Origin of the sequence: Aminobacter sp. P9b (assembly GCF_045345995.1) — a bacterium.
In the GTDB taxonomy this organism is placed as follows: domain Bacteria; phylum Pseudomonadota; class Alphaproteobacteria; order Rhizobiales; family Rhizobiaceae; genus Aminobacter; species Aminobacter niigataensis.
In genome coordinates, this window is the sequence record NZ_CP150082.1 from 4,511,029 (window position 1) to 4,536,068 (window position 25,040).

25 protein-coding genes are annotated in these 25,040 nt (G+C 64.3%); 9 read left to right on the forward strand and 16 right to left on the reverse strand.

Annotation, left to right across the window (positions count from 1 at the left end; all coding sequences use genetic code 11):
- Positions 1 to 25: 25 nt before the first annotated feature.
- The 5 genes from WHT83_RS22280 to WHT83_RS22300 form a co-directional block, all read right to left on the reverse strand.
- On the reverse strand, positions 26 to 919 hold the full coding sequence (locus tag WHT83_RS22280; protein WP_318764187.1) for a UTP--glucose-1-phosphate uridylyltransferase: 894 nt from the start codon (positions 917 to 919) through the stop codon (positions 26 to 28).
- Between the two features lie 63 nt (positions 920 to 982).
- Positions 983 to 1,933, reverse strand: a complete 951-nt coding sequence (locus WHT83_RS22285) for a glycosyltransferase family 2 protein (RefSeq protein ID WP_406872416.1) — start codon at positions 1,931 to 1,933, stop codon at positions 983 to 985.
- Positions 1,923 to 2,852 carry a glycosyltransferase gene (locus WHT83_RS22290; RefSeq protein ID WP_406872417.1) on the reverse strand — a complete coding sequence of 310 codons (930 nt, stop codon included), beginning with the start codon at positions 2,850 to 2,852 and terminating at the stop codon, positions 1,923 to 1,925. The genes WHT83_RS22285 and WHT83_RS22290 overlap by 11 nt, the downstream gene beginning before the upstream one ends.
- Entirely contained in the window at positions 2,849 to 3,835 is a 987-nt protein-coding gene (locus WHT83_RS22295; RefSeq protein WP_406872418.1) for a glycosyltransferase family 2 protein, read from the reverse strand. Before WHT83_RS22295 ends, WHT83_RS22290 begins: the two co-directional genes overlap by 4 nt.
- Positions 3,836 to 3,864: 29 nt before the next feature.
- The gene (locus WHT83_RS22300; protein ID WP_406872419.1) at positions 3,865 to 5,028 is read right to left on the reverse strand and encodes a glycosyl transferase family 1; all 1,164 of its coding nucleotides are present in this window, start codon (positions 5,026 to 5,028) and stop codon (positions 3,865 to 3,867) included.
- Positions 5,029 to 5,194: 166 nt separating this feature from the next.
- Between WHT83_RS22300 and WHT83_RS22305 the strand changes: the two genes are divergently transcribed.
- Complete coding sequence (locus WHT83_RS22305) at positions 5,195 to 6,580, forward strand: polysaccharide pyruvyl transferase family protein (protein WP_406872420.1); 1,386 nt, start codon at positions 5,195 to 5,197, stop codon at positions 6,578 to 6,580.
- On the opposite strand, the gene WHT83_RS22310 is transcribed toward WHT83_RS22305, so the two are convergent.
- From WHT83_RS22310 to WHT83_RS22350, 9 genes are all read right to left on the reverse strand, one after another.
- Positions 6,482 to 7,942, reverse strand: a complete 1,461-nt coding sequence (locus WHT83_RS22310) for a lipopolysaccharide biosynthesis protein (RefSeq protein ID WP_406872421.1) — start codon at positions 7,940 to 7,942, stop codon at positions 6,482 to 6,484. The genes WHT83_RS22305 and WHT83_RS22310 overlap by 99 nt on opposite strands.
- The gene (locus WHT83_RS22315) at positions 7,939 to 9,120 is read right to left on the reverse strand and encodes a glycosyltransferase (protein ID WP_406872422.1); all 1,182 of its coding nucleotides are present in this window, start codon (positions 9,118 to 9,120) and stop codon (positions 7,939 to 7,941) included. The genes WHT83_RS22310 and WHT83_RS22315 overlap by 4 nt, the downstream gene beginning before the upstream one ends.
- A 39-nt stretch (positions 9,121 to 9,159) precedes the next feature.
- Positions 9,160 to 10,239, reverse strand: a complete 1,080-nt coding sequence (locus WHT83_RS22320; protein WP_108607218.1) for a glycosyltransferase — start codon at positions 10,237 to 10,239, stop codon at positions 9,160 to 9,162.
- Positions 10,236 to 11,603 carry a UDP-glucose/GDP-mannose dehydrogenase family protein gene (locus WHT83_RS22325; protein WP_183264441.1) on the reverse strand — a complete coding sequence of 456 codons (1,368 nt, stop codon included), beginning with the start codon at positions 11,601 to 11,603 and terminating at the stop codon, positions 10,236 to 10,238. The genes WHT83_RS22320 and WHT83_RS22325 overlap by 4 nt, the downstream gene beginning before the upstream one ends.
- Positions 11,604 to 11,667: 64 nt before the next feature.
- On the reverse strand, positions 11,668 to 12,489 hold the full coding sequence (locus WHT83_RS22330; RefSeq protein WP_406872423.1) for a glycoside hydrolase family 16 protein: 822 nt from the start codon (positions 12,487 to 12,489) through the stop codon (positions 11,668 to 11,670).
- A 117-nt stretch (positions 12,490 to 12,606) separates the two neighbouring features.
- A complete protein-coding gene (locus tag WHT83_RS22335; RefSeq protein WP_406872424.1) occupies positions 12,607 to 13,008 on the reverse strand; it encodes a hypothetical protein in 402 nt (133 codons plus the stop codon).
- A gap of 6 nt (positions 13,009 to 13,014) precedes the next feature.
- On the reverse strand, positions 13,015 to 13,992 hold the full coding sequence (gene galE / locus WHT83_RS22340) for a UDP-glucose 4-epimerase GalE (protein ID WP_406872425.1): 978 nt from the start codon (positions 13,990 to 13,992) through the stop codon (positions 13,015 to 13,017).
- An 11-nt stretch (positions 13,993 to 14,003) separates the two neighbouring features.
- Positions 14,004 to 15,014 carry a glycosyltransferase family 2 protein gene (locus WHT83_RS22345; protein WP_406872426.1) on the reverse strand — a complete coding sequence of 337 codons (1,011 nt, stop codon included), beginning with the start codon at positions 15,012 to 15,014 and terminating at the stop codon, positions 14,004 to 14,006.
- 323 nt (positions 15,015 to 15,337) lie between these two features.
- Complete coding sequence (locus WHT83_RS22350; protein ID WP_406872427.1) at positions 15,338 to 15,607, reverse strand: hypothetical protein; 270 nt, start codon at positions 15,605 to 15,607, stop codon at positions 15,338 to 15,340.
- Between the two features lie 612 nt (positions 15,608 to 16,219).
- On the opposite strand from WHT83_RS22350, the gene WHT83_RS22355 reads away from it, so the two are divergent.
- The 3 genes from WHT83_RS22355 to WHT83_RS22365 all read left to right on the forward strand — a co-directional run bounded on the left by WHT83_RS22355 (position 16,220) and on the right by WHT83_RS22365 (position 19,549).
- Positions 16,220 to 16,894 (forward strand): sugar transferase, encoded by a 675-nt coding sequence (locus WHT83_RS22355; protein WP_108607211.1) that lies wholly within the window; start codon positions 16,220 to 16,222, stop codon positions 16,892 to 16,894.
- Positions 16,895 to 17,027: 133 nt separating this feature from the next.
- Complete coding sequence (locus WHT83_RS22360) at positions 17,028 to 18,242, forward strand: polysaccharide biosynthesis/export family protein (RefSeq protein ID WP_406872428.1); 1,215 nt, start codon at positions 17,028 to 17,030, stop codon at positions 18,240 to 18,242.
- A 17-nt stretch (positions 18,243 to 18,259) separates the two neighbouring features.
- Positions 18,260 to 19,549 carry an O-antigen ligase family protein gene (locus WHT83_RS22365; protein ID WP_406872429.1) on the forward strand — a complete coding sequence of 430 codons (1,290 nt, stop codon included), beginning with the start codon at positions 18,260 to 18,262 and terminating at the stop codon, positions 19,547 to 19,549.
- Here WHT83_RS22365 and phnF read toward each other — a convergent pair.
- Positions 19,543 to 20,271 (reverse strand): phosphonate metabolism transcriptional regulator PhnF, encoded by a 729-nt coding sequence (gene phnF / locus WHT83_RS22370; protein ID WP_406872430.1) that lies wholly within the window; start codon positions 20,269 to 20,271, stop codon positions 19,543 to 19,545. The two genes, WHT83_RS22365 and phnF, sit on opposite strands and share 7 nt — an antisense overlap.
- 148 nt (positions 20,272 to 20,419) lie before the next feature.
- On the opposite strand from phnF, the gene phnG reads away from it, so the two are divergent.
- Genes phnG through WHT83_RS22385 form a run of 3 tightly spaced genes read left to right on the forward strand, consistent with a single transcriptional unit; the run spans position 20,420 to position 22,600 of the window.
- Positions 20,420 to 20,884, forward strand: coding sequence for a phosphonate C-P lyase system protein PhnG (phnG, locus tag WHT83_RS22375; RefSeq protein WP_406872431.1), 465 nt, complete (start codon positions 20,420 to 20,422; stop codon positions 20,882 to 20,884).
- Complete coding sequence (gene phnH, locus WHT83_RS22380; protein WP_406872432.1) at positions 20,884 to 21,489, forward strand: phosphonate C-P lyase system protein PhnH; 606 nt, start codon at positions 20,884 to 20,886, stop codon at positions 21,487 to 21,489. The genes phnG and phnH overlap by 1 nt, the downstream gene beginning before the upstream one ends.
- A gap of 1 nt (position 21,490) precedes the next feature.
- Positions 21,491 to 22,600, forward strand: a complete 1,110-nt coding sequence (locus WHT83_RS22385) for a carbon-phosphorus lyase complex subunit PhnI (protein WP_406872433.1) — start codon at positions 21,491 to 21,493, stop codon at positions 22,598 to 22,600.
- Positions 22,601 to 22,623: 23 nt separating this feature from the next.
- On the opposite strand, the gene WHT83_RS22390 is transcribed toward WHT83_RS22385, so the two are convergent.
- The gene (locus WHT83_RS22390; protein WP_406872434.1) at positions 22,624 to 23,055 is read right to left on the reverse strand and encodes a type II toxin-antitoxin system HicB family antitoxin; all 432 of its coding nucleotides are present in this window, start codon (positions 23,053 to 23,055) and stop codon (positions 22,624 to 22,626) included.
- A 329-nt stretch (positions 23,056 to 23,384) separates the two neighbouring features.
- Between WHT83_RS22390 and WHT83_RS22395 the strand changes: the two genes are divergently transcribed.
- Positions 23,385 to 24,266, forward strand: a complete 882-nt coding sequence (locus tag WHT83_RS22395) for an alpha-D-ribose 1-methylphosphonate 5-phosphate C-P-lyase PhnJ (protein ID WP_406872435.1) — start codon at positions 23,385 to 23,387, stop codon at positions 24,264 to 24,266.
- The gene (phnK, locus tag WHT83_RS22400) at positions 24,263 to 25,039 is read left to right on the forward strand and encodes a phosphonate C-P lyase system protein PhnK (protein ID WP_108607205.1); all 777 of its coding nucleotides are present in this window, start codon (positions 24,263 to 24,265) and stop codon (positions 25,037 to 25,039) included. The genes WHT83_RS22395 and phnK overlap by 4 nt, the downstream gene beginning before the upstream one ends.
- The last annotated feature ends 1 nt before the right edge of the window (position 25,040 follow it).

A 25,040-nucleotide genomic window follows, 5' to 3' on the forward strand; every position in this document is an offset into this window, starting at 1 on the left:
CCGCCTCCGACAACGGTTCATGGCTTCAGGCCGCAGCGACGTGATCGTGCTCGGCGACCATGTCGCGGATGGCATCGAGCACGGAATCGCGGATGTCGGCCCGCTTCAGCGCAAAGGCGACATTGGCCTGGATGAAGCCTTCCTTGGAGCCGCAGTCGAACATCCGGCCATTGAACGGCCGGGCGAAGAAGGCCTGGCTCGCGGCAAGGCGAACCATGGCGTCGGTCAGCTGGATCTCGCCGCCGGCGCCGCGCTTCTGGGTGCCCAGCAGGTTGAAGATTTCCGGCTGCAGGATGTAGCGGCCGTTGATGTAGAAGTTCGACGGCGCGTTGGCCGGCGCCGGCTTTTCGACCATCGCCGTCACCTCGAATCCCGAGCCGACGTCGGGCCCCTTGCCGACGATGCCGTATTTGTTGGTTTCGCTCGGATCGCACTGCTCGACGGCAATGACGTTGCCGCCTGTTTCGGCGTGCAGGTCCATGATCTCGGCCAGGCAGCCGCGCTTGCCGAACGACACCATGTCGGGCAGCAACAGCGCGAACGGTTCGTCGCCGATGATGTCGCGGGCGCACCAGACGGCGTGGCCGAGGCCATGCGGCGCCTGCTGACGGGTGAAGCTGGTGGCGCCCGGAATCGGCAGTAGGCTCTCCAGCGATTTGATCTGCTCGACCTTGCCGGCCTGTTCGAGCGTGCCCACCAGTTCGGGATGAAGGTCGAAATAGTCCTCGATGACCGCCTTGTTGCGGCCCGTGACGAAGACGATGTGCTCGATGCCGGCTTCCAGTGCCTCGTCGACTGCGTACTGGACGACGGGCCTGTCGACGACGGGCAGCATTTCCTTGGGCATGGACTTGGTCGCGGGAAGGAACCGCGTGCCGAGCCCCGCCACCGGGATCACCGCTTTCCTGACTTTCTTCATCGTGCCAATCCTCTCGCTCATTTCAGTCTCCTCGTCTTGGTCTTGGCCGTCCCGGCTGTCGCATCATTTGCTGGGCCGGTATGCGAACTGCCTGGCAACCCGGCGCAACCGGACTGCGATCGGCATTCGCAAATGGCGAACCGCCGCCGGGTCCCCCAGGGCGGTTCTGATCGCCTTGAGCGGCGACCGCTGCTTGATGTGCTCAACCAGTGACAGGAATGAGGCAGCCTGAGAGAGGCTGCGTGTCCGTCGCGTGAACGCTTTTCGTGCCTCGCCGTCGAGCCTGTTGCGCGCCGCGAAGGCGGCATCAGCGCGCTGCATCGCCTCGATGTGGCGAAGCTCCAGAACCCTTGAAATCGAGCCGCTGCGGACATGATAGGCATAGCCTACGGCGGGTTCGACGGTGCAGCGCCCACCATTGGCGAGCGCGCTGGCGAGCAGGATGTAGTCCTCACCGATGCGCAATTCCTCGTCGTAGCGAAGGCCATGGCGCTCGAGATATTCACGCAAGAATATCGGCTTCATGTAACCAAAATTGAACGTGGATTCGAAGACGACATTGCCGCCGATGAAGTCGGCCAGCGTGAGATCTGCCAGTTCTTCGAGATAGCGCTCGGGAAACATCACCTCGGGCGGCGTGCCGTCTTCTCGAATCACTGCGATGTTGTCGACGGCCATCTCGGCAGAGCTCTGTTCGGCTCGGGCGATCATTGCGGCAAGCCTGCCCGGCAGCACCGCGTCGTCGGAATCGAGTACGGCGACCCATCGGCCCCGCGCGGCATCGAGACCGGCATTGCGCGCCCCGCCCGGGCCACGATTTTTCTCCAGCGCCACGACGCGGACGCGCGCGTCGTCGTAAGAGCGCGCAAGCGCAAGCGTTGCGTCGGACGAGCGGTCGTCGACGGCGATCACCTCGACGGTCACGCCACGTTGCGCCAATGCGCTGTCGATGGCGCGGCCGAGCGTCACCTCGGCGTTGTAGGCGGCGATGACGAAGCTGACGTCAGGCTGCATCCTGGCCTCCTTCGTTGCCGTAGAGGCGCAGTTCGCGTGCGCCGACCAGCCCGCTGAGCACGCCGACATGCATGACCCCGCGCAGCAGGCTGCGGTTGCGGCTGACCGGCTGGAACGCGGTCAGCCCTGCAGCGGCGAAGCAATAGCTGGCCTTGGCCGAGGCGCGAGCCAGTTCGCCGACCCGGCCCATGCCCGGGCGCTTCGAGCCGAGCAGCCGGCCATGCGTCTGGCCGACGCGGAAGCGCCTTTTGGTGAGCCAGCCGAACGAGGCACGCGACGATGGAACAGGCTCCTCCACCCAGGCCTCGGCGGCATAGGCAATGCGCCCGCCAGCGCCGTGGACCTGATCGAAGAACTCGGTGTCCTCGCCGCCAGACTGGCCGCGCGCCAGGCTGAAGCGGCGGCCGGAGATGCTGGGCGAACCCATCCTGAGCAAGGCATTGCAGGTATAGCCGGTGCGTATCTCGCCCTGGACGAATACCGGATAGGTCGAATGGAAGTCACCGACCTGCATCCAGCCCGGCGCCCCTGCCCCGTAGCGCGCCTTGACCGGTCCGAGCACCACGTCGGCGCTGGTCGCCTGGGCGGTCTCGACCAGCCGTTTCAGCCACGTGCCCGTCGCCTTTTCGTCATCGTCGATGAAGGCGACGAAATCGGCCGCGCTGGCATCGAGGCAGGCATTGCGGGCGAGCGAGATGTTGCGTGCCGGGCAATGGATGTAGCGGACCGGCAGCGGCAAGTCCTGCGCAAGCTCCGAGACCAGCGGCGAAGCACTCGGCACCTCGTCATTGTCGGCGACGACGATGCCGATGCGATATCCCTCGGGCAGGTCCATCGCCGCCAGCGAGCGCAGCGTGTCGGCAAGTTCGCGGCGCCTGAAGGTGCAGACGCAGATGTCGATGCCTGGCATCCCGGTCATGCGGTTCGCCCTCCTGCCGGCATGCCGAGCAGCTGGAGCCAGAAGCCGAGCGACCATGCGAAATGCATGACCATTGCCGACACGCCGGCAAGCGCCAGCCCGGGCCTGCTTTCGCGCAAGGCAAGGGCCGCGCCATAGCTAAGGCAGATCGCCACCCAGACGAGCAAAGGCACTGTGAATATCCAGTGGACGACGGCAAGGCTCGCCAGAAGTGCCGTGGGCACCACCATCAGCGGCACCATCTGCCGGAGCTTGGGGATGACCCGGTGCTTCAGCACGTTCTTCGCCCGGCCCCGGCCGTAGCCGAGATATTGCCGGAACAGGCCGGCAAGGGAGGCACGCGGAAAATAGGTCATGCGGGTGCTGCCGCTCATCCAGATGCGGTAGCCGGCCTGACGCAGGCGATGGTCGAACTCGGCGTCCTCGTTGTGGCTGAAGCTTTCGTCATAGCCGCCGACGTCGCGGAACGCGGCTATGCGGATCAGGGCGTGGTGGCCGTGGTCGACCCATTCTCCCGCCGAGCCATGCCTGTGCTTGGAGCCGCCAGTGCCCAGTTTCGAGTTCTGCGCCGCGGCCGCGGCCTGCTGAACCGTGCCGGTGCCTTCAGTCAGCATCGAAACCACGACGGAATCCGCACCGGTTTCCAGCGCTTCTTCGAGCAGCCTGTCGCAATAGTCGTCGGGGTAGCCGCCATGGGCGTCGATGCGGATCAGGTAGTCGACACCATCGCCGAAAAGCTCGACCGCACGGTTGATGGCAGCACTCTGGATGCGCGCGGGATTGTCGATCAGCACGACATTGTCGTCTTGTGCCACAACGCCGGAAACGATAGCGCGCGTGGCATCACGGCTGCCGCCATCGGCAACGACGATCCGGGCCCCAAGCCGCCTTGCAGCCGGGCGAAGCCTGCCTAGCAGGCCGCCGATATGGCGCTCCTCGTTGAGGCACGGAATAACGATGATGGTGGAGGACGTCTCAATCATGAAGCTGCTTGTCTTGGATGGGTTGGGAATCAGGCGGCGATAGCGCGCGCGTCGACTTGCCCGTTCTCGGCAGCGACGCGTTCGAGCTTCGCCACCAGCGCGCGGCAATCGGAGCGGCTGCACACCCATGTCGCGGGATCGCGCGCAAGCACTGCCCCGTGCAAGGCAGCGTACCGCTCCGTCGTCACGTCCGAGAGCGTTTGCGTCAGCGCCGCGACCGACGGCTCGGACAGCACCAGTCCGACATTCTGGCGTTCGAGGAAGCTGGCTGTTTCGGTGCCGGCCATGGCGATCGGCACCGTGCCGAAACGGCAGCCTTCATAGAGCCTGTTGGGCAGCAGCCATGTCGAATTCTGGCCTTCCTCGAAGAAATCGATCGCCCAGGAGAAATGCACTTGCGAATAGATGTCGGCCATATCCTCGGGGTTTCGGTAGGCACCCTTAAAGGCCAAATGGGGCTCGGATTCGACGAAACCATGGAAATCCGGAAACTCCGAAAGCGCCGGGCGCCCGCGCATGACCAGTTCGAAACGGCCTTCCGCGCTGCGGGTGAAATCGGCCAGCAGTTCGAGCGACTTGCGGCAGCGCAGCGCGCCGAACCAGCCGATCTTCCAAGGCAGCTGCGGAACCTGTGACGGCCGCAAATCGAATCGCGGCTCCAGTTCCAGCAGCTTGTTCTCGATCAGTTCGATGGGTGCGTCGATCTGGCCGAACCTTTCGAAATAATGCCTGACGAAGGCCGGCGAACTGGTCAGCAGCAAGCTGACATTGCGCCCAAGCAGGCGCTCGGCACCGCGCAGGCCCTTGCCGAGCAGATCCTCGCGCAGCACCAGCCGATGGATGTCGAGGCACTCATAGACGGTCGGCACGGACGAAGAGAACGCACTCCGCGCGCGCTGCGCCAGCGCCAGCATTTCAAGATTGCGGGCTACGATCACGTCTGGCGCCGCGACTGATTTCAGCGACGCGGCAATGCGCGTCGCCGCCATGGCGACCGCGCCCAGCCGCTGCGCAAAGCGGCCATCGCGCGTGATACCAAGGTCGATCGGCGTCACGCCTTCGATGTCTTCGAGTTCTTGCGTCCGGCGGAAACCAGCGAGCGTAACGCGCGCGCCACCGGCCTTGAGCATGATGATCCGTCGGCGAACTGCCGGGTCGGAAACATCATGCACCAGGTACAGAACATGCAGCATGAATTCACGCTCGCAGTTTGGCCCACCGATGACGAGGCTAGAGCACCCATTGCTGCATCGCAACAATTATTGACTGGCAGGACCTCAAATATTGTTGCGCCGCAAAATGGCCCGGTTAGCCTGTACTTAATTTCCCGACACGACCAATCCGAGGAGGCCAAGGCCCATGAAGACAGTCATCGTCGAAAATACCGTCTGCCTGAACAGCGGCGATGCGGCGATCCTGCTGGCCATCAGGCACATCCTCAAGGCAGCCTATCCCGGCGAGCTGCGCTTCCAGGTGTTCGACAGCCAACCCGAAGTGGCGTCGCGGCTCTACTCCAGGCAGGCCTATCCCGACATCGAGATTCGCAAGCTGCTGTCGGAATCGATCTTCAAATACCCCTACGACGACAACCGGCTGAAGAACCTGGCCAAGCCGATCTACAACCGTCTCGCACTGAGCGCGCTGCGCCACTACGGCAAGAGCCGGGCGCTGGATGAGACCATGTTCGGCGCCGAGGACCGCCGCAGCCTCGACATGTACCGTCAGGCCGATTTGGTCGTCACCACGGGCGGCACCTATCTGGTCGAGAATTACAATCTCGAACGCCGCCTCAACCAGTTCCGCATCGATGCCATCTTCGGCAAGGATCCGGTCTTCTTCACGCAATCGCTTGGGCCGTTCGCCAAGGACTACAACCGCCGCGAATTGAAGCCGGTGTTCGACCGCAGCCCGCTGATCCTGCTGCGCGACGAACGCTCGCGCGGCCACCTCGCAGGCCTCGTCGACAACCCCGGCAAGTGCCATGTCGTCGCCGATTCAGTGTTCGCGCTTGCCGACAGGGCGCGCATCGAAGCGCTGCTTTCGGCCGGCACGCCGCCCCGGCCGTCCGGTCGTGTCGGCATTTCGGTGCGACACTGGAACTACGTCAATGATGGCGCCGACGGCATGCGCCGCTACATGGATTCGATCCGCGACATCGCCACCGCGCTGGTGCGCGACCATGGCAAGCAGGTGACGTTCGTCTCGACCTGCCAGGGCGTGCCCGAATACGCCCACGACGATTCGAAGACGGCGCGGGCGATCGTCGCCGAACTGGCGCCCGAGATCGCCGCCCAGGTCAGCGTTGACGCCGGCTTCCACACGCCCGAACAGCTGATGGAACTGGTCAAGGGTTTCGACTTCGTCGTCGCAACGCGCATGCACATGATGATCATGTCGCTGTGCGTCGGTGTGCCTGTGCTGCCCATCGCCTACGAGTTCAAGACCCGCGAGCTTGCCAAGCGTGTCGGCCTCGCCGAGCTGCTGCTCGACATCGACACGGTGACCCCCGACGAAGCCGGCCAGAAGCTCGCGCGCTTTGCCGGCAACCTCGACCGTTATCGGGCGACGACCCTTGCCGCGGTGCTGGAAGAACATGCCTCGGCTATGTCGGCCGCCGATTTGGTCAGGCCGCTTCTGGCGGACGCTTCAGCGGATGTTGCGGGCGACGGTCTTCCAGGTCTCGACAAGGGCGCGGCGGGACTGCGGAACGGCGACCATGAAGGCAAGCGCCACCGCGTAGCTTAGGGTGGCGGCCGTAAGAGCTGCCACGAGATTGGACTGCGCGGTCAGCGATGCCGGCAGGTAGCCGTAGCCTAGCCAGGCGACTGCAGCCGCAACGATCAGCAGTCCCTGGACCATCAGGAAGTCGAGCGCCGAGACCGGGCCGGTGCGCCCGAGCATCACCGCCAGCACCGGCAGCCTGAGCACATAGCCGCTGATCGCATAGGCGGCGGCGACCCCGACTGCCCCCCATTTCAGCCCGACGGCGAAGGACAGAACCGTGGTCAGCGCGGAATAGACGCCCCAGCGGAACATCGTCTTCGTTTTGCCCTGGCAGATGAAGATCCAGCCCGTCGTGCTCGACACCGGCTGCATCAGCCCGGCGATGCCGAGCCAGGCGAAGATCGGCGCCACCGCCAGCCAGCGTTCGCCGAACAGGATGGCGACCACCGGCTCGGCGGCGATTGTGAGTGCGGCGATGCCGGGCACGGTGACGAAGGCAAGCAGCCAGTTGGTGCGCAGGTAAAGCTCGCGAAAGCGCGGCTTGTCGTCCTGGATGCGGCTGAGCAGCGGCACCATCAGCCGCGACAGCGGCTGGTTGATGTTCTGCAGCGGAAACAAAAGCAGCTTGTAGGCGCGGTCGTAATAGCCGAGCTCGATCGGGCCGGAGAACTTGCCGATCAGGATGTTGTCGAGGTTGCGCGAGAAGAAGTTGACGAGGTTGAAGCCGGTGAGATTGGCACCGAAGGACAGGATCTCGCGCTCCACCTTGACGCTGGGCCTGCCCGGCTTCCAGCGCGTCGCCAGCCAGGCGCCGAGCAGCGTCACCACCGCACCGGCCGCAGGACCGATCACCAGCGACCAGTAGCCAAGCCCGGCATAGGCGGCGGCAATCGCCGCCCCAAGGCCGGCGAGTGCAGTCGCCACGTCGTTGATGGCAAGTTGCCCGAACTGCAAGTTGCGGTTCATCAGCGCCAGCGGCAGCGCGGCGAGACTACCGAGCAGCAGCGGCATTGCGGCGGCAAGCGTGATGCCCGTCATGCGGGCATCGCCGTAGAAGGCCGACACCGCCGGCGAAAGCGCAGCGATCACGATCGTGCAGATCAGGCCGGCCAGCGCACTGATCCAGAACACCTGATTGAGCTGCGGCTGGCCGATCTCGGGGCGCTGGATGACCGCCTGCTGCAGCCCAAGATTCTGGAACAGCCCGACAAAGGCGATGATCGGCCCGACCGAGGCGACAAGGCCGAAATCCTCCGGCGCCAGCATTCGCGCCAGGATCACCACCGAGATGAACTGGATGCCGATCTTGATCGCCTGGGCTGCTGCGGTCAGCGCTCCGCCACGCAGGGCGATGCGCCCCAGCTGCTGGGATTCGGCCGTCATGCCGCGGCCTTGGTGGCAGCAAGGCGGAACAGCGTGTCGGCGAAAGCGTCGTTGAGCCGGACGGAATCGAAGTCGTCTTCGATCTTGCGTCGCGCAGCGACGGCCAGGCTTTCGCAGGTGCTGGGGTTGTCGGCGATCCAGATCAGCTTTTGCGCCAGCGCGCCGACATCCCTTTCGGGCGCCAGCAGGCCGGTCCTGCCATCCTCGATCAGTTCGGGGATGCCTGAATGATAGGTGCTGACAACGGTAAGGCCTGCCGCCATCGCCTCCATCAAAGCCACGGGTATGCCCTCGAGATCGCCGTCCCTCGCCCTGACGCTGGGCAGCACGAAGACATGCGCCTTGCTCAGGCGCTGCTTGACCTCGCTGTGCGGGCGGGGCCCGAGGAAGGCGACACGATCGGATATATTGAGCCTTGCCGCCAGTTGCTTCATGGCGTCGAGCAGTTCGCCGCCGCCAATGATCGTGTAGGACCAGTCGATGTCAGGCCGCACAGCCTGCACTTCCGCGAGCGCGCGCAGGGCAAATTCGATGCCCTTCTTTTCAGTCAGCCGGCAGACCGAAACCAGCGAAAGCGTAGCGTCACTGCGCGCAACCGCCTGAAAGCCGATCGCGTCGGTGTCGACACCCATGTGATGCACCGCGACGGTTTCGGATGCCGCACCCGCTCCAATGAGCGCGTCGCGGAAGTAGCCGTTGACCGGCAGCTGCAGGGCACCTTGCTGGAACACCACCTCGTAGCGCGACAGCGTGCCGTCATGCATCGGTGCACCGACATCGTGGCCGTGAAAAATCGTCACCAGGGGGGCAGCAATCCGTCGCCGCTTCATCGATCTTGCGACGCGCAGGCCGTTGTTGCCGAAATGCGCGACGATGACGTCGTATTTTTCGAGCTTGCCGGCAAAGGCGATGTCGAGCGCCGTCGATGCCTTGTCCCAGAGCTTTCCCGACCACCTGCGGAGCCTGGGCCGCAGCGGCCCGAGCGCGCCCCACCATTGCTCGACACCGCCAGGGAGATTGCGCCAGCGCGGGTCATCGATGTTGCGCTCCTTGCCGAACGTCGTCTCATTACAGACGACGCCGACCTCGATACCGCGCTCGAGACATCCCTCGATCTGGTCGAGCACGAAGGTCTCGGAGAGCGAGGGAAACTTGTCGACGACGAAACAGACCTTCATCGATCCGCTCTCCTGGAACCCAGCCGGACAATCGCCAAGTCAGGCAGCCTTGTGCAGGCTTTGCGCCGCTGCGCGTTCGAGCACGCCCATGAAGGTGGCGAACTGGGCATCGGGTTCGAGTTGGGGGCGCTCGGAAAACTCGCGGGCCGCGGCCGACAGGCGGTTGTACGCGACCCTGTCCTGCCACAGCCGGCGCACGGCATCGACCCAGTCGTCGAGCGGCGCGTCGTAGTCGAGAACCACGCCGCCCTTGCCGATCGCCTCCGGCAGCCCGCCGCGGCGCGAACCGACGACGGGAATACCGCTGCAATGCGCCTCGGAGGCGACACGGCCCCAGGCCTCTTCCCATTTGCTCGGTGCGAGCAGGATCTTCGTGCGGCCATAGACCGTCTTCATGTTGTTGGTGCGGCCTTCAAGCCTGACATTGCCGAGCGGGGCGATGGTCTCTTCGATGCGGGCGCGGTGGTCGTCGGCTAGTTTCCAGCTTTCGACGAACAGGAAGGGAATGTCGGAGCAGCGCCCGGCGATCCGCACCGCGAGCTCGAAACCCTTCTCTTCGTAAGGGTTGATCAGCGTCACGAATTCGCCTGATGTCGGCGTGGCATAGAGCGCGGGATTGATCGTCGGCGGAATGACTGTCGATTCGATGCCGAACCTTTGCCCGTAGGCGCGGGCGGTGAACTCCGAATTGGCAATATACTGCGCCGAGCGCAGCTCGCTCAGTTCGCCGGCGAGTTCATGGAATTCGACATTCCTGAGATAGACGACCAGCGGCACGCCCTGAGCTTCCAGCGCCTTTCCGATCGGCACCGACTTGTGGCACTGGACCACAGCGACGTCGGGCTTGAGCTTCTGCACGGCAAAGCCGGCGGCCTCCCACGGGAACCAGGCGCGGACCACAGGGTAGCCGGGAAAGCTGTCGATGACGGCGCGTTGCCGCGTCAGCTTCATCTTGGCGCGGGCCTTGAAGCCGAACATGCCGTCGCCGAACAAGGCGGCGAGGACAGAAGCCTCGTGGCCATGCGCCCGCAGCTGCTCGACCAGATGATGCGTGCTCGACTGAACCCCGCCGCTGAATTCGGGCGTGTAACCGTTACCGCCGGCAAAAAGGACCCTCATGCTGCCAGTTCCTTTGTCGCTCTCGAATTCTGTTCGCCAACCTTGCGCCCGATGGAGACGTAATGGAGGCCATGGCGGGCGACGACCGCGGGATCGTAGAGATTGCGGCCGTCGAAGATGACGGGTGTCGAAAGCGCCTGCCTGATCGTCTCGAAGGACGGTGCCCGGAAGTTCTTCCACTCGGTGGCGATCAGCAGTGCATCGGCCCCGCGCAGCGCCGCCTCCTTGGTGCCGCAGAGCAGCAGGTCGTCGCGCTGGCCATAGATCTGCTGCGCCTCGTTCATCGCCTCGGGATCGTAGGCCTGGACCTTGGCGCCAGCGGCCCACAGCGCCTCCATCAGGACGCGCGCCGGGGCCTCGCGCATGTCGTCGGTGTTGGGCTTGAACGCCAGTCCCCACAGCGCAAAGGTCTTGCCCGCGAGATCGCCGTTGAAGTGGCCCTTGAGCTTGTCGAACAGCACCGCCTTCTGGGCGTTGTTGCGCTCCTCGACCGACTTCAGCAGCACCGGCTCGAAGCCGACATCGTCGGCGGTGCGGATCAGCGCGCGCACGTCCTTGGGAAAGCACGAGCCGCCATAACCCAGGCCCGGATAGATGAAGTGATAGCCGATGCGCGGGTCCGAGCCGATGCCCTTGCGCACCTCCTCGATGTCGGCGCCGAGCAGTTCGGCCAGGTTCGCCATCTCGTTCATGAAGCTGATCTTGGTCGCCAGCATGCAGTTGGCGGCATATTTGGTGAACTCGGCCGAGCGCACGTCCATCACGATCATCTTCTCGTGGTTGCGGTTGAACGGCGCATAGAGCTCGCGCATCACCGCCTCGGCGGCCTCGCTTTCGGTGCCGACGATGATGCGGTCGGGCTTCATGCAGTCGGCGACCGCCGAGCCTTCCTTGAGGAACTCCGGATTGGAGACGACGTCGAAGGCCAGCTCCTCGCGGCCCCTGGCCTTCAGCGCCGAAGCAATGGCCGCCCGCACCTTGTCGGCGGTGCCGACCGGCACGGTCGACTTGCCGACGACGATCTTGGGTTCGACCATCTCGCGGCCGATCGTCTCGGCCACGGCCAGGACATATTTGAGATCGGCCGAGCCGTCCTCGCCCGGCGGCGTGCCGACCGCGATCATCTGGATCTCGCCGTGGCGCACGGCCAGCACCGCATCCGTGGTGAAGACGATGCGGCCCGCCGCATGGTTGTCGCGCACCAGCGCCTCAAGCCCCGGCTCGAAGATCGGCACGAACCCCTGGTTCAGCCGCTCGACCTTGGCCGCATCGACATCGACGCAGACGACGTCATGCCCGACCTCGGCCAGCACCGCCGCCTGCACAAGACCGACATAGCCAATTCCAAATACCGTGAGCTTCATACGGTCCGTTCCTGTCTATTGATGATGTTGAGGCGCGGACGGACCGCGCCTGCATGCCTGCCGGTCATTGCAGCGTGCAAGCGACCGACTCCTCGAACTGGCAAGGCTCGCCCAGCGCCGTGAAGGCGACGCGGTCGACGGCCATGGTCACCGGCTTGCCGGGATCCGAGAAGGCGCCCATCCATTCGCGCAGCGTGTCGGTGCCCCAAAGGCTGAAGAAGATTTTCTGCGGATGGCTCGGCAGTTGCGATGGCTCGGTCACCTCATGCACCAACTGGCCGTTGACGTACCAGCGCAGCCGCTCCTTCTCCCAGACGAAGGCATAATCGTTGAAGGCCTGGTCGGCGCCGCCGGGCACGTCGACGAGCTTCTCGTCGTTGGACTTGCCGCCGACATAGGCATTGACCTGCACCTTGGAAGGATCCTTGGTCAGCACCTCGAAATCGATCTCGTCATGCGGCTGTTTGTGCACCGGGCCGATATAGGTGAAGAAGGCTGCATTCAGCCCCGAGCCGGTGCCGCTCTTCATGCGCGCCTCGTAGGTGCCATAGCTGAAGCGCTGCTTGGTCTGCACTTCGCCGCAGGAATAGTCGCGGTCTTTCAACGGCTTCTTCTCGAAGCTCAGCGTCAGGTTGCCATCGGCGACCTTGACCTGTTCCTTCGACCAGGTGCAGTTCTGGTGCTTGCCGTTGTCCCAGCCGTCGGAGACGAACCAGCGCGAACCGCTCAGCGTGTCGAACGTTTCCACGAAGGACTTGCCGGTGGCATCCTGTGCCAATGCGCCGCCCGAAGCGGCAAGCAGGCCGGCCAGCGCGACCGACAGGCGCAAGCCCCATGAGCGGCGACCGATCCGGCCGGCTGCGTGATGTGTGACGTTTGCGTTCATAGCCAAGTCATCCTTGTGCCTTCGCGCCTCCCGCCCGAGAACCGCATTGCAACCGCCGGCCAGGGGTTTCGCCCCGACCGGAAAACAACCTCCCATCCTCCCGAAAATGCTGGCCCGTCAGGGCCGGTGCCGGACCTCCTCCGGCGCCGAAGCTGCCGACGATCCCTCATCGGCCTTGCGACTCTCGTCGACAAACGTGTCCAGCGCATGACGAAGCCCGGCGATGAATTCGGTCTGCCGCCCCAGTGCCTCGATGCGGCGCAGACAGGTCTTCAGCGATTCCGTCCATCGGTCCATGTCGTCGGCCCGTCGCGACGAGGCTTCGGAATTGTCCATCGCCTCGACCAGGAACGCCGCGTTGGCCGAGACGGCCTCGTATCGGTTCCGGATGCCGGTCCTCTCGGCATCGATCTCCGAGGTCAGTTGATCGAGCGAACGCGCCAGCTGTTCGAAGCGGGTCACGTCGGTTTCCCGGTCGCGGTCCGGGCTGCGTGTGCGGAAAGCGAAGATCGATGCCATGCTCTGCTACTCCACGTTTGCCCGAGCGTGCCAGTTCCAGGCGCTCGACACAATCGCGGCGAGGTCATGGCGCGGCGCCCAGCCGAGAACGTCGCGCGCCTTCGAATTGTCGGCGACGAGCGACGGCGCATCGCCTTCGCGCCGCGGTGCCAATTCGACCGGGAATGTCCGGCCAGAGACCTCCTTCACCATCGACAGCAATTCGTTGACCGTCGTGCCCTGCCCCGTGCCGAGGTTGAGCGCGACGCTGTCGCCTCCGTCGATCAGATACTGCACGGCGCGGCTATGCGCGTCGGCAAGGTCCATGACGTGGATGAAGTCGCGGACGCAGGAGCCGTCGCGGGTGTCGTAATCGTCGCCGAACACGCTGAAGCCGGCGCGGCGGCCGAGCGCTGCGTCGATCGCCAGCGGGATGGCATGCGTCTCGGGCTCATGGCGCTCGCCGATGCGACCCTCGGGGTCGGCGCCGGCGGCGTTGAAGTAGCGCAGCAGCACCGAGCGGAAACCCTCGTAACGGTCGAGATCGCGCAGCATGTCCTCGACAATCAGCTTGCTGCGGCCGTAGGGATTGATCGGCTGCTGCCGGTGCGTCTCGCGCATCGGCGTCTCTTCCGGCTCGCCATAAGTGGCGCAGGTCGAGGAAAACACCAGCCGCTTGCAGCCCGCAGCACTGGCTGCGGCGAACAGGTTCAACGAACCCGCGACATTGTTCTCGAAGAACGCCATCGGATTCCTGACCGATTCCCCGACCTCGATCAGGGCGGCGAAATGGATGACTGCCGCCGGACGGTACCTGGCGAAAACCTCGTCGAGCCGGGCGCGATCGCGGATGTCGCCTTGCTCGAGCGGTCCCCATTTGACGAATTCGGGGTGGCCGTTGCTGAAATTGTCGTAGACGACCGGGCGAAAACCTTTGCGCGCCAGATAGAGGCAGGTGTGGGAGCCGATATAGCCGCCGCCGCCGACGACCAGAATGTCTTGCATGTCTTGTGGCCTCACTTTTGGGCACCTGCGTTCTCGGCCGTAATCAGGTAGCGCAGGCGCGGTTCGGGAGCCGAGGGCACCGACCCGGATTTCGCGAGCGCATCGAACTTGTCCATGGCCACCCCGCGAACGACCGCCAGAAAACTGGCAGGAGACGAGGTTGCAAACCTTATCGCCGCAGCCATGCCGTCGGCCGCCTTGAGGTCGAGGAAGCGCCGCAAACGGTACTTGTCGCGCACATGCCGCTCGTGGCGGCGAAGGATGCGTTTGTCCTCTGCCGCCAGCCCCGGCTGTGCCAGCAGCCCGAGATCGGCATCGGCCAGACGCTGCAGATCCTCCGTGCGGTGCTGGCCGCTCAGCGAACTGGGCCGCACCACGGCGCAATAGCCGCAGGACCTGACGACTTTGAAGCGGGCGCCCATCAGCATGGCCCGCGCATAAAGGGCATAATCTTCGCCGAGCCGCAGTTGCTCGTCGTAGCTCAACCCGTGCCGCTGGAGCATGGCTCGGCGCATCACCGGCTTGAGGAATCCGAGTTCGCCGCGCCTGGCGCCACGGCTGGAAATGTTGCCGGCGATGAACTGCGCGAATCCGAGCAGCGCCGGATCGGCGTCGAACTGCGCGACGCTGCCCGACAGTACATCACGCACCGAAGCGTGCTCGACGAACACGATGTTGTCGGCGACAAGATCCCAGTCGTCGCCACCGACAAGGTTCGCAAACCGTGCAGGCAGGAAAAAATCGTCGGCATCCAGGATGCTGATCAGTGCCGATCTGGAGTTGCGTATCGCCATGTTGCGGGCGAATGAGGGGCCGCGGTTGACGTCCAGCCGCAGCACCAGAAGCCGGCCGCTGCCATCGTCGGCGGCGCGCGCCACGGCTTCGGTCGCATCGGTCGAGGCATCGTCCACGACCACGACCTCGGCCACTTCGGGCTGCCGCAGCGCCGAGGTGATGGCCGTCGTGATCGTTTCCGCCGCGTTACGCGCAGCAATGATGACACAGACGTCAGTTCCGCTCACGTCGGTTGCCTTTCCGTCATAGCCCGCCGACGCCAGAGCTATATTGCACCTGCGAACAAGGAAACCCCAACTTTTGTTACGGCGCTTCACCGTTGGGGTCGTGAAGACCCGGTGCCGACCGCCGCGACATGCGGCTTTCCAAGGGCTGCAGGCGCGTTGCCGCGATCACGCCGGATGCCTCCATAATCCGTGGCGACGGCAACGCGGCATCACCTGAAGGCAGCAAGCCTGGGCATGAAAATGGCCGCACAAATGGTCGGAAAAGCAGAACCGATTCCTGCGGAAACCCAGTCCGTGCGGGGCCTTGAGCCCACCACAGCGGCCTAGTGCGCGCTGCCCTTTGGCGTCAGGTCGTCGGCCGGAACTGCCGGTGCGCCTTCGGCCACGGTCTTTGTGCTCTTGATTTCAGCCGCTTTGGGGCTCGTACGCAGCACCATGGCCAGGATGACAAGAAAGTATCCGACCTGAAGAATGACGGCGCAGGCCAGCACGCGCAGCAAGATCGTGCCCCAGCCGGCAGCATCCAGATAGGACCACAGCGCCACCACGGCGATTACCATCGCCATGCCGAACACGAATTTTGGCAAGGTCATAGCCGTTGACCGTCAGGCCCGAGGAATCGGCACTGATTTTGTCGCCATGTTGCTTGCAACTCCCCTAGCCCTGAAAGCTCCACCCGCATCGTTCCTTCGTTAAATTTTGATGCCGACATGCTGCTTGGCGGTCGACCGGAAGAACGTCGTTTCATTATATTGGTCCGCCCAGCAGTCAGCAAGCGGAGCCCTCTTTCGCCGAGAGTCTTGCCGATGGCGCCGGATGCTGCATTGCACTTTCACAGCTGGTCGAAAGTCGATAACATTTTCATTCAGGATGCCATTATTTCAGAATATTTTGGCGAATACCCACGTGATGCATAATATGTTTTATATTTTGGTGCGCATTGCTGGAACGTTTACCAACATGGTGCAGATACAATTTTCGACATTTCACCTGTATTGACACATTCGATTCTGCTCATGCATGCGGCCATTGGACATAAAACTGTCGCATTGAGATTTTCTTGTGCACGCCATGCACGGATTTTGGTCATCTACTGGTATAAATATTTCACGCGTCAAAAAAACGTGTGTTGCAGCGCAGCATGTCGGCCGTATCCTGACACAGGGCGATTCTGGGGCGATTCATCGACCAATTGGAGTTGCAGCATGAGGGATCTTGCCAAGTCGACGAGCTTGGAGTTTCCACACGTCGCCACCGACCTCCCCCCTCTGGGTGGCGTGGCCAAGCGCGGATTCGACATCATCGGTGCGGGTCTCGGGATTATCGCATTAAGCCCGTTGTTCCTGCTCATTGCCTTGCTGGTAAAGGCCTCGGACGGCGGCTCGGTCTTCTATGGCCATCGCCGGATCGGCCGTGGCGGCCGTATCTTCCAGTGCCTCAAGTTCCGCACGATGGTCCCCGACGGGGACGCGGTACTTGCGGCGCATTTTCGCAATGACCCGGAAGCCAGGGCCGAGTGGGAGGCAACGCGCAAGCTCAAGGACGACCCTCGGGTCACGCGTGTCGGCACGGTGCTGCGCAAGCTCAGCCTCGACGAGCTGCCGCAGATCCTCAACATCCTTCTCGGCGACATGAGCATCGTCGGCCCACGCCCGGTGGTACGCGACGAGCTCGATTATTACGGCAAGGCGGTCGTTTTCTATCTCAAGTCGCGGCCCGGTCTCACCGGGCTCTGGCAGGTCAGCGGTCGCAACGACGTCTCCTACGACAGCCGCGTGGCGTTCGACCGTCACTATGTCGAGAACTGGTCGCTGGTCGAAGACATCCGCATCATCCTGAAGACGGTTCCGGCCGTTTGCATGTCGCGCGGCAGCTACTGAGCCTGCCGCAAACGAGGCTGCGCCCATGTGGGGGCGCGCAGCTTCTTCCGCCGTCGGGCTGCAGAAGATGCCCGCGGCACAGGAACGGACGATAACCTTGAACCTAAACGGCTCCCATTCCCGCGCACGGCGCATGCTCAGCCTGGGCGGCGCGCTCTGTCTCACGCTGGCCATTTCGGCATCCGCAGCGTTTGCCGAAGACTACAAGCTCGGAACCCAGGACAAGCTGACCATCCGCGTCGTCGAATGGCAGACGGTCGAGGGCGCCTTCCGCGACTGGTCATCGGTAAGCGGCGACTACACGATCGGACCATCCGGCAATCTTTCGCTGCCATTCGTCGGTGAAACGCAGGCCGCGGGCAAGACGACGGCCGAGATCGCCGAGACGATCGGCAAGACCCTGCAGGACAAGTTCGGCCTTTCCGACCGTCCGGAAGCGTCGGTCGAGGTGGCGCAGTTTCGTCCCTTCTACATCTCGGGCGACATCCAGACCCCGGGCCAGTATGCCTATGCCCCGGATCTCACCGTGCTCAAGGCGATCAGCATCGCCGGCGGCATGCGCCGCGGCGCCGACGGCGCCCGCACCGAGCGCGACCTCATCACCGCCGAAGGCAGCCATGCCGTGCTCTCCGACGAGCAGCTCCGCCTAATGGTGACCCGGGCGCGGATCGATGCCGAGCTTGCCGGCAAGACTGAAGTCGAAGCGCCGAAGGAGATCGCGTCCCTGCCGGCGGTATCAGGCATGATCGCCAACGAAACCGCCATCATGGCCTCGCGCCAGAAGAAGCTCACCCTGAGGCTGCAGGCACTTGAAGAGCTCAAGGGCTTACTCGAGCAGGAGATCGTATCGCTGGGCCAGAAGTCCGAGACGCAGAAGCGCCAGGTCGAACTCGCCAGGAAAGAGCTCAGCGGCATCGACACGCTGGCCCAGAAGGGTCTCGTGGTGAACACGCGCGTGCTGTCGACCGAGCGCTCCATCGCCGAGATGGAGGGCAAGATCCTCGATCTGGAAACCGCCATGCTGCGGGCCAAGCAGGACATCAGCAAGGCCGAACAGGAGGCGATCGACCTCAAGAACGACGGCGAGTCCGAACTGGCGGTCGAGCGGCAGAAGACCGTCGGAGAACTCAACGCCGTCACGCTCAAGCTCGGAATGCAAAAGGGCCTGATCGCCGAGGCCGGAGGCACGGCACCAACGGCTGCGGGCACCGAACAGGCGATTTCTTATGTCCTCGTGCGCAAGGGCAGCGACGGCAAGAGCAAGGAAATCGCGGCCGCCGAGGACATGCCCGTTCTGCCCGGCGACGTGCTCAAGGTGGAGCGGGCAGACGGCCCGCTTGTCCAGTAGCCCGGCGGTCAGACGCGATGCGGATCAGAAAATCGGCGCTGGTCGAACCCGGCCGCAACACGCTCTACGGCGCCTTCGCGGTCGCCGTATCATTTTTTGTGTTCGCCTACTCGTTCCGCATCGGCCAGATCTCGATCCTGATGTACTACGCGGTCTGGCTGCCGTTGGTCCTGGTCGATTACCGCTTCACGCTCGGCCGCCTCGGCGCATCGCCGCAGCTCCTGGCCTTCGCGCTGCTCGCCTGCCTGTCCTACTTCTGGTCCGACGCGCCTGACGTGACCAGCCGGGCGGCACTTCAATATCTGTCGCATGTGGTCTGCGCCGTGATCGCCGCCAGGGTGATCGACGCACGAACCCTGTCCATCGGCGCCATGGCCGGCATCGCGGTCATTCTCGCCTATTCGATGCTTGTCGGCGGCTACGTCTATGACGCGCTCGACGGCACCTACAGTTTCGTCGGCGCGTTCGGCTCCAAGAACCAGCTCGGCTTCTACGCGTCGCTGGGCGTGCTGTTCGGCTGCTACTTCGCACTGTTTCTGACGCGCGGGCGCATCGCCCGCCTTCTTGCCCTCGGCGTCGTCCTGCTCTCGGCCGCATCGCTTGTCATGTCGCAGTCGGCAACCTCAATGCTCGCCACGCCTGCGGCAATTGCCATGATCGTCGCCATCGCCGGGCTGGAGGCCTTCTCGCCGACCCACCGCCGTATCTTCTTCGCAGCCGGCCTAGTGCTTGCCGGCACGGCCGTTCTGGCGGCTCTCAATGTCGGCGCGATCGACATGGTTCTGGGCGCGTTCGGCAAGGACTCGACACTGACCGGCCGCACATATCTCTGGCAGCAAGGCATCGACGCATCGGCAAATACGCCACTGCTCGGCATCGGTTATGCCGCCTATTGGGTGCAGGGCTTCTCCGAAGCGGAGCGGCTGTGGAACGAGTTCTACATCACCTCCCGCACCGGCTTCCATTTCCACAACACCTACATCGAGGCGCTGGTGGAGCTCGGCTATGTCGGCGCGGCGATGATCGTACTGCCGCTGCTCGCCATCCTCCGACTGTGCATCTCGCGTCTTCTGAGCGAGGGCGACTGGACCGAGCCGCTGCTGCAGACGGGCCTGCTGGCCCTGCTGGTCATCCGCTCGTTCTTCGAAGTCGACATCCTGCAGCCCTATGTCATCGGCTCGTTCTTGCTCTACTACTGCTGGGCACGGGCAAAGGAGCCGGCGACACGGCAAGCCGTGCCAGCTTCGCCGGCCCGGCAGACGGCATTCCCGCCAAGCGGCGGCATCGCCGGCCAGTACAATCACTGAGCCTCTGTCGACACGCTGAGCTCGACCCTGTCGGCAACGAAGCGCGTTTCGGCATATTGGATCGGCACGCCCTGGACATCGACATTGACGGCGACCGCGACCAGCACGATGGCACCGGCTGAAAGCTTGAGGTCGGCGAGGTCGGCAGCATCGGCGTGGCGCGCCGAGACCAGGGTCGATTTGCGGAAATAGTCCTCGATACCGTAGCGCTGGAAGGCCAGCGTGATCGAGCCCGTCTCGGCATAGGCCTCGGCATAGCCGGGAAACCGCTCCGCATCGAACCAGCTGGTCGCACGCGATACCGGCCGTTCGTCGGCCTCGCTCAGCGTCTCCAGCCTGATCACGGGCGAGCCCTCCGAAAGACCGAGCCCCTCAGCCGCGCGCTTCGTTGCGGGCTCCACGGCATGGGCAAGAAGGATGCTGCGCCGGTCGCGCGACTGGCTGCGCAGGCCCGTGGAAAAGCGCGTCCGCGCCGAGATTGGGTAGGACAGCTTCTGGCGGCTTTCGACGAAGGTGCCGCGCCCCTGCTCGGCGCGTAGCACGCCTTCCTGGACAAGCGCGGCAATGGCGCTGCGCAGCGTGTGGCGGTTGACGCCGAATCGCTCGGACAAAACCATCTCCGGTGGCAGGCGGCCGTCGGCGCCCAAGGTACCGGCACTAATTGCCTGCCTGATCTGGTCGGCGATCTGGCGCCACAGCGCCACACCGCTTTTTCGCGTCACCGCCTGTTTCGGTCCCTGCCCGCTCAAATCCACCGCCCCCTGTTTCGCGATTTGTCATGCGACCGTCACGCAGCCTCGCTACAAGCCCGTTGTATGTTGTTCGATTGTATAGAACAATAGACAAATACGAAGTGGAGCGGCAATCGAGATGGACCGACGGCAGGAAAGAGAAACGGAGACGCAGCGCAAGGCGGCCATGGCAGCGCTTGCCCTGGCGCCGGCGGAAGAGTTGAAGCGGCTGTGCACGGCGGCAGGGATTTCAGGCGAAGCCGAGATGCTGCGCGGCCCCGAGACCGGCCTGGTATCGGTACGCGGCCGCATCGGCGGCGGCGGCGCGCCCTTCAACTTCGGCGAGGCGACAGTGACCCGCGCGACGGTCCGCCTGCCCGGCGGCGAGATCGGCCACGCCTATGCGCTTGGCCGCGACAAGGAAAAGGCCCGCCTTGCGGCCATTGCCGATGCGCTGTGGCAGGACCCCGCCCGCCGCGCCGAGGTCGAGGACAAGATCCTTGCCCCACTGCGCGCTGCACAAGCTGAAGCCGACGCGATCAGCCGCGCCGAGACGGCGGCGACCAAGGTCGACTTCTTCACCATGGTTCGCGGAGAGGATTGATGGAACAGATGGATGTCATCGACGGCGGTTTCGCCGCCCCGGTTTTCGACGCGCAGACGGTTTTCCGCGCTGTCATGGACGCCATGGCCCGACCCGGCACTGTCCAGCCCGTCGCAGGGCTCACCCGGCCGCCCGCCCCGCTGTCGACAACCGCGGGCGCCGTGGCGTTGACGCTTTGCGACCATGACACCCCGCTCTGGCTCGATGCCGGGCTTCAGGTCTCGGCGGCAAAATCCTGGCTCGGGTTTCACACCGGCGCGCCGCTGGCCGCGACACCGGCAGACGCGCATTTCGCGCTCGTCGCCAACCCGGCCAGCCTGATCTCGCTCGAGAACTTCGCGCAAGGGACGCAGGAGTACCCTGATCGCTCGACGACGCTGATCCTGCAGGTGGAAAGCCTGACGGCAGGCGCACCGCTGCATCTCGAAGGCCCCGGCATCGAGACCTCGGCTACCATCGCGCCAACACCGCTGCCGCGCCATTTCGTCGAGCAGTGGAAGCAGAACGGCGCCCGGTCCCCGCGCGGCACAGACGTTATCCTGGCAGCGCCCGGAGCGGTCGCCTGCCTGCCCCGCACCACCCGCATCAAGACGATGGAGGCCTGACATGTATGTGGCTGTCAAAGGCGGCGAAGCCGCCATCGCCAATGCCCATCGCCTGCTCGCCGACCGTCGCCGCGGCGACCGCTCGGTGCCCGCGCTCCGCCTCGACCAGATCGTCGAGCAGTTGGCGCTCGGCATCGACCGCGTCATGGCCGAAGGCTCGCTCTATGACCGCGAACTGGCCGCCCTTGCGGTGATGCAATCGCGCGGCGACCTGATCGAGGCGATCTTCCTCGTCCGTGCCTATCGAACGACCTTGCCGCGCTTCGGCTACACGAGGCCGATCGACACCGCCGCCATGCAGGTCGAACGCCGCGTCTCCGCGACTTACAAGGACTTGCCGGGCGGCCAGTTGCTCGGCCCGACCTTCGACTACACCCACCGCCTGCTCGACCCCGAACTCACCAAAGATCCCGGGGTCGCCACGCCGGAGCAGCGCGAAACAGACGACCAGCGTATGATACGCGTGTCGGAAATCCTCGCGCATGAAGGCCTGATCGAGGCCGATGGCGAGCTGCCGGAGGATCACCTCACCGGCGACATCACCCGCGAACCCTTGGAATTTCCGCTGGCGCGCGACAGCCGCCTGCAGGCGTTGTCATGCGGCGACGAGGGTTTTCTCCTCGCACTCGGCTACTCGACCCAGCGTGGCTATGGCCGCAGCCATCCCTTCGTCGGCGAGGTCCGCATCGGCGAGGTCGAGCTTGAACTCGACGTGCCGGAGCTGCCTTTTCCTGTCACGCTTGGCCGCATCCGCGTCACGGAATGCCAGATGGTCAACCAGTTCAAGGGCTCGGCCAAGGCGCCGCCGCAATTCACCCGCGGCTACGGCCTCGTTTTCGGCCAGTCGGAACGCAAGGCCATGGCGATGTCGCTGTGCGACCGCGCGCTGCGCGCCGGCGAACTCGGCGAGGACGTCACCGCCGCTGCCCAGGACGAGGAGTTCGTGATTTCGCACTCCGACAATGTCCAGGCCACCGGCTTCGTCGAGCACCTGAAGCTGCCGCACTATGTCGACTTCCAGGCCGAACTCGACCTCGTCCGCCGCATGCGCTCAGAGCACGAAAAGCGCAACAAGACCAACGACACCGAACAGCGGGAGGCGGCGGAATGAGCTCTCGAATTCAGGCCATTTCGTCAGGCAGCATCGCGGACGGAAACCACGATTTCTTTGCCCAACAACGCCAACGTCGCCTGCAGCAACGGAAGTTTGGTCGGATGATCCGGGTCAAGAATGCGGCGTGCCTCGGTCTCCGCCTTGTTGAGTCGACGCGCCAGCTCTCTCTTGGAAATGCCAGATTGAGCAAAAGCCTCGACAACCGCCAACTTCAGCGCCGTGTCGGGCGCGACAGCAATAGGCACAAGTCCTTTGCCCGTGGCCTGTGGCTTCGGCAGCGGTTGCCCCATCGTGGCGACACCGCGCAGCGCAAGCCCCAGAGCCTCAGCTCCGCTGGCGCGCGCCTCGGCAATCGTCTCTCCACAGGTAATCGCCTCGGGCACGTCCGGAAAGGTCACCAGGAAACCACCCTCGGGATCAGCCTCAATTTTCGCCCCGTAGATGTAGTCCATCTCAACCTCCATCGGCGCATTTCATTCTACGCCGAGTTGCTTCTTGATCGTCCGGACCATCAATGCGGACAGCTCGCCCGACTGGATGGTCGTGATTTTTTCGCCAAGTCTCACGCGATAGTGGGACCCCTTGCCCCGGTCGGTGAAGACTTCAAACTGCAAGTTTCGTTTACGCGAGAGAGCACGAAGCTCTCTTATCAGAGCCTCCCGTTTCATCCGCCACATGCCCCCAGACGCACAGAGTGCGCACATAATTGCGCGCCTATCAAGCACATTAATGTGCGCATTTGTCGATCGGATTGCGCAACGACCTCCGGAAAGCCTGCGTCATGACTGACATCGCAACCTACAACTTCGCCTATCTCGACGAGCAGACCAAGCGGATGATCCGCCGGGCAATCCTCAAGGGCATCGCCATTCCCGGCTACCAGGTGCCGTTCGCCAGCCGCGAAATGCCGATGCCTTATGGCTGGGGCACCGGCGGCGTGCAGGTGACGGCCGCGATCATCGGCCCCGACGATGTGCTCAAGGTCATCGACCAGGGTGCCGACGACACCACCAACGCGGTGTCGATCCGCGCCTTCTTCCAGAAGGTCGCCGATGTGGCGGTGACCACCGAGACGGCGAAGGCAACGATCATCCAGACCCGCCACCGCATCCCCGAGCATCCGCTGACCGAAGGCCAGACGCTGGTCTACCAGGTGCCCATTCCCGAGCCGCTGCGCTTCCTCGAGCCGCGCGAGACCGAAACGCGGAAGATGCACGCGCTCGAGGAATACGGGCTGATGCACGTCAAGCTCTATGAGGACATCGCCAGGCACGGCCGCATCGCCACGACCTACGCCTATCCGGTCAAGGTCGAGGACCGCTACGTCATGGATCCCTCACCGACGCCGAAGTTCGACAATCCCAAGATGCACATGTCGCCCGCGCTCCAGCTGTTCGGCGCCGGCCGCGAAAAGCGCATCTATGCCGTGCCGCCCTTCACCAAGGTCGTCAGTCTCGACTTCGAGGACCATCCCTTCGAGATCCAGACTTTCGACCAGCCTTGCGCGCTGTGCGGCGCCGAGCAGGTCTATCTCGACGAGGTCATCCTCGATGACAAGGGCGGGCACATGTTCGTCTGTTCCGACACCGACCATTGCGAGACGCGCCAGGCCTGCGGCCACCGTGGCCATCTCTCGCCCGATATCCTGGAGCCTGCCCAATGACCGACGAACCGCTTCTGCGCGTCACGGCGCTTTCCAAATATTACGGCTCGCGCATCGGCTGCGAGGACATCTCCTTCGATCTCTGGCCGGGCGAAGTGCTGGCCATCGTCGGCGAATCCGGCTCGGGCAAGACCACCCTGCTCAACTGCCTGTCGACACGCCTGCTGCCGACGTCGGGCACCGCCAGCTACCGCATGCGCGACAACCAGTGGCGCGACCTCTACCGCATGAGCGAAGCCGAACGCCGCTTCCTGATGCGCACCGACTGGGGTTTTGTTCACCAGAACCCGGCCGACGGGCTGCGCATGACGGTGTCGGCCGGCGCCAATGTCGGCGAGCGGCTGATGGCCATCGGCGACCGGCACTATGGCAACATCCGCGCCACAGCGGTCGACTGGCTCGGCCGCGTCGAGATCGATGAGGAGCGCATCGATGACGAGCCGCGCGCCTTCTCCGGCGGCATGCGCCAGCGCCTGCAGATCGCCCGCAACCTCGTCACCGGCCCGCGCCTGGTGTTCATGGACGAACCGACCGGCGGCCTCGACGTGTCGGTGCAGGCGCGCCTGCTCGACCTGTTGCGCGGACTGGTCACCGACCTCGGGCTCGCGGCGATCGTCGTCACCCACGACCTCGCTGTCGCCCGGCTCCTGTCGCAGCGCATGATGGTGATGAAGGACGGCCACGTCGTCGAAGCGGGCCTCACCGACCGCGTGCTCGACGACCCGCGCGCGCCCTACACCCAGCTCCTCGTCTCCTCCATTTTGCAGGTGTAAG

Bases quoted from the DNA above. Each gene is read 5' to 3' on its own strand.
- WHT83_RS22280 (WP_318764187.1), bottom strand. From the start codon at position 919: ATGAAGAAAGTCAGGAAAGCGGTGATCCCGGTGGCGGGGCTCGGCACG.
- WHT83_RS22285 (WP_406872416.1), bottom strand. From the start codon at position 1,933: ATGCAGCCTGACGTCAGCTTCGTCATCGCCGCCTACAACGCCGAGGTG.
- WHT83_RS22290 (WP_406872417.1), bottom strand. From the start codon at position 2,852: ATGACCGGGATGCCAGGCATCGACATCTGCGTCTGCACCTTCAGGCGC.
- WHT83_RS22295 (WP_406872418.1), bottom strand. From the start codon at position 3,835: ATGATTGAGACGTCCTCCACCATCATCGTTATTCCGTGCCTCAACGAG.
- WHT83_RS22300 (WP_406872419.1), bottom strand. From the start codon at position 5,028: ATGCTGCATGTTCTGTACCTGGTGCATGATGTTTCCGACCCGGCAGTT.
- WHT83_RS22305 (WP_406872420.1), top strand. From the start codon at position 5,195: ATGAAGACAGTCATCGTCGAAAATACCGTCTGCCTGAACAGCGGCGAT.
- WHT83_RS22310 (WP_406872421.1), bottom strand. From the start codon at position 7,942: ATGACGGCCGAATCCCAGCAGCTGGGGCGCATCGCCCTGCGTGGCGGA.
- WHT83_RS22315 (WP_406872422.1), bottom strand. From the start codon at position 9,120: ATGAAGGTCTGTTTCGTCGTCGACAAGTTTCCCTCGCTCTCCGAGACC.
- WHT83_RS22320 (WP_108607218.1), bottom strand. From the start codon at position 10,239: ATGAGGGTCCTTTTTGCCGGCGGTAACGGTTACACGCCCGAATTCAGC.
- WHT83_RS22325 (WP_183264441.1), bottom strand. From the start codon at position 11,603: ATGAAGCTCACGGTATTTGGAATTGGCTATGTCGGTCTTGTGCAGGCG.
- WHT83_RS22330 (WP_406872423.1), bottom strand. From the start codon at position 12,489: ATGAACGCAAACGTCACACATCACGCAGCCGGCCGGATCGGTCGCCGC.
- WHT83_RS22335 (WP_406872424.1), bottom strand. From the start codon at position 13,008: ATGGCATCGATCTTCGCTTTCCGCACACGCAGCCCGGACCGCGACCGG.
- galE (WP_406872425.1), bottom strand. From the start codon at position 13,992: ATGCAAGACATTCTGGTCGTCGGCGGCGGCGGCTATATCGGCTCCCAC.
- WHT83_RS22350 (WP_406872427.1), bottom strand. From the start codon at position 15,607: ATGACCTTGCCAAAATTCGTGTTCGGCATGGCGATGGTAATCGCCGTG.
- WHT83_RS22355 (WP_108607211.1), top strand. From the start codon at position 16,220: ATGAGGGATCTTGCCAAGTCGACGAGCTTGGAGTTTCCACACGTCGCC.
- WHT83_RS22360 (WP_406872428.1), top strand. From the start codon at position 17,028: ATGCTCAGCCTGGGCGGCGCGCTCTGTCTCACGCTGGCCATTTCGGCA.
- WHT83_RS22365 (WP_406872429.1), top strand. From the start codon at position 18,260: ATGCGGATCAGAAAATCGGCGCTGGTCGAACCCGGCCGCAACACGCTC.
- phnG (WP_406872431.1), top strand. From the start codon at position 20,420: ATGGACCGACGGCAGGAAAGAGAAACGGAGACGCAGCGCAAGGCGGCC.
- phnH (WP_406872432.1), top strand. From the start codon at position 20,884: ATGGAACAGATGGATGTCATCGACGGCGGTTTCGCCGCCCCGGTTTTC.
- WHT83_RS22385 (WP_406872433.1), top strand. From the start codon at position 21,491: ATGTATGTGGCTGTCAAAGGCGGCGAAGCCGCCATCGCCAATGCCCAT.
- WHT83_RS22390 (WP_406872434.1), bottom strand. From the start codon at position 23,055: ATGGACTACATCTACGGGGCGAAAATTGAGGCTGATCCCGAGGGTGGT.
- WHT83_RS22395 (WP_406872435.1), top strand. From the start codon at position 23,385: ATGACTGACATCGCAACCTACAACTTCGCCTATCTCGACGAGCAGACC.
- phnK (WP_108607205.1), top strand. From the start codon at position 24,263: ATGACCGACGAACCGCTTCTGCGCGTCACGGCGCTTTCCAAATATTAC.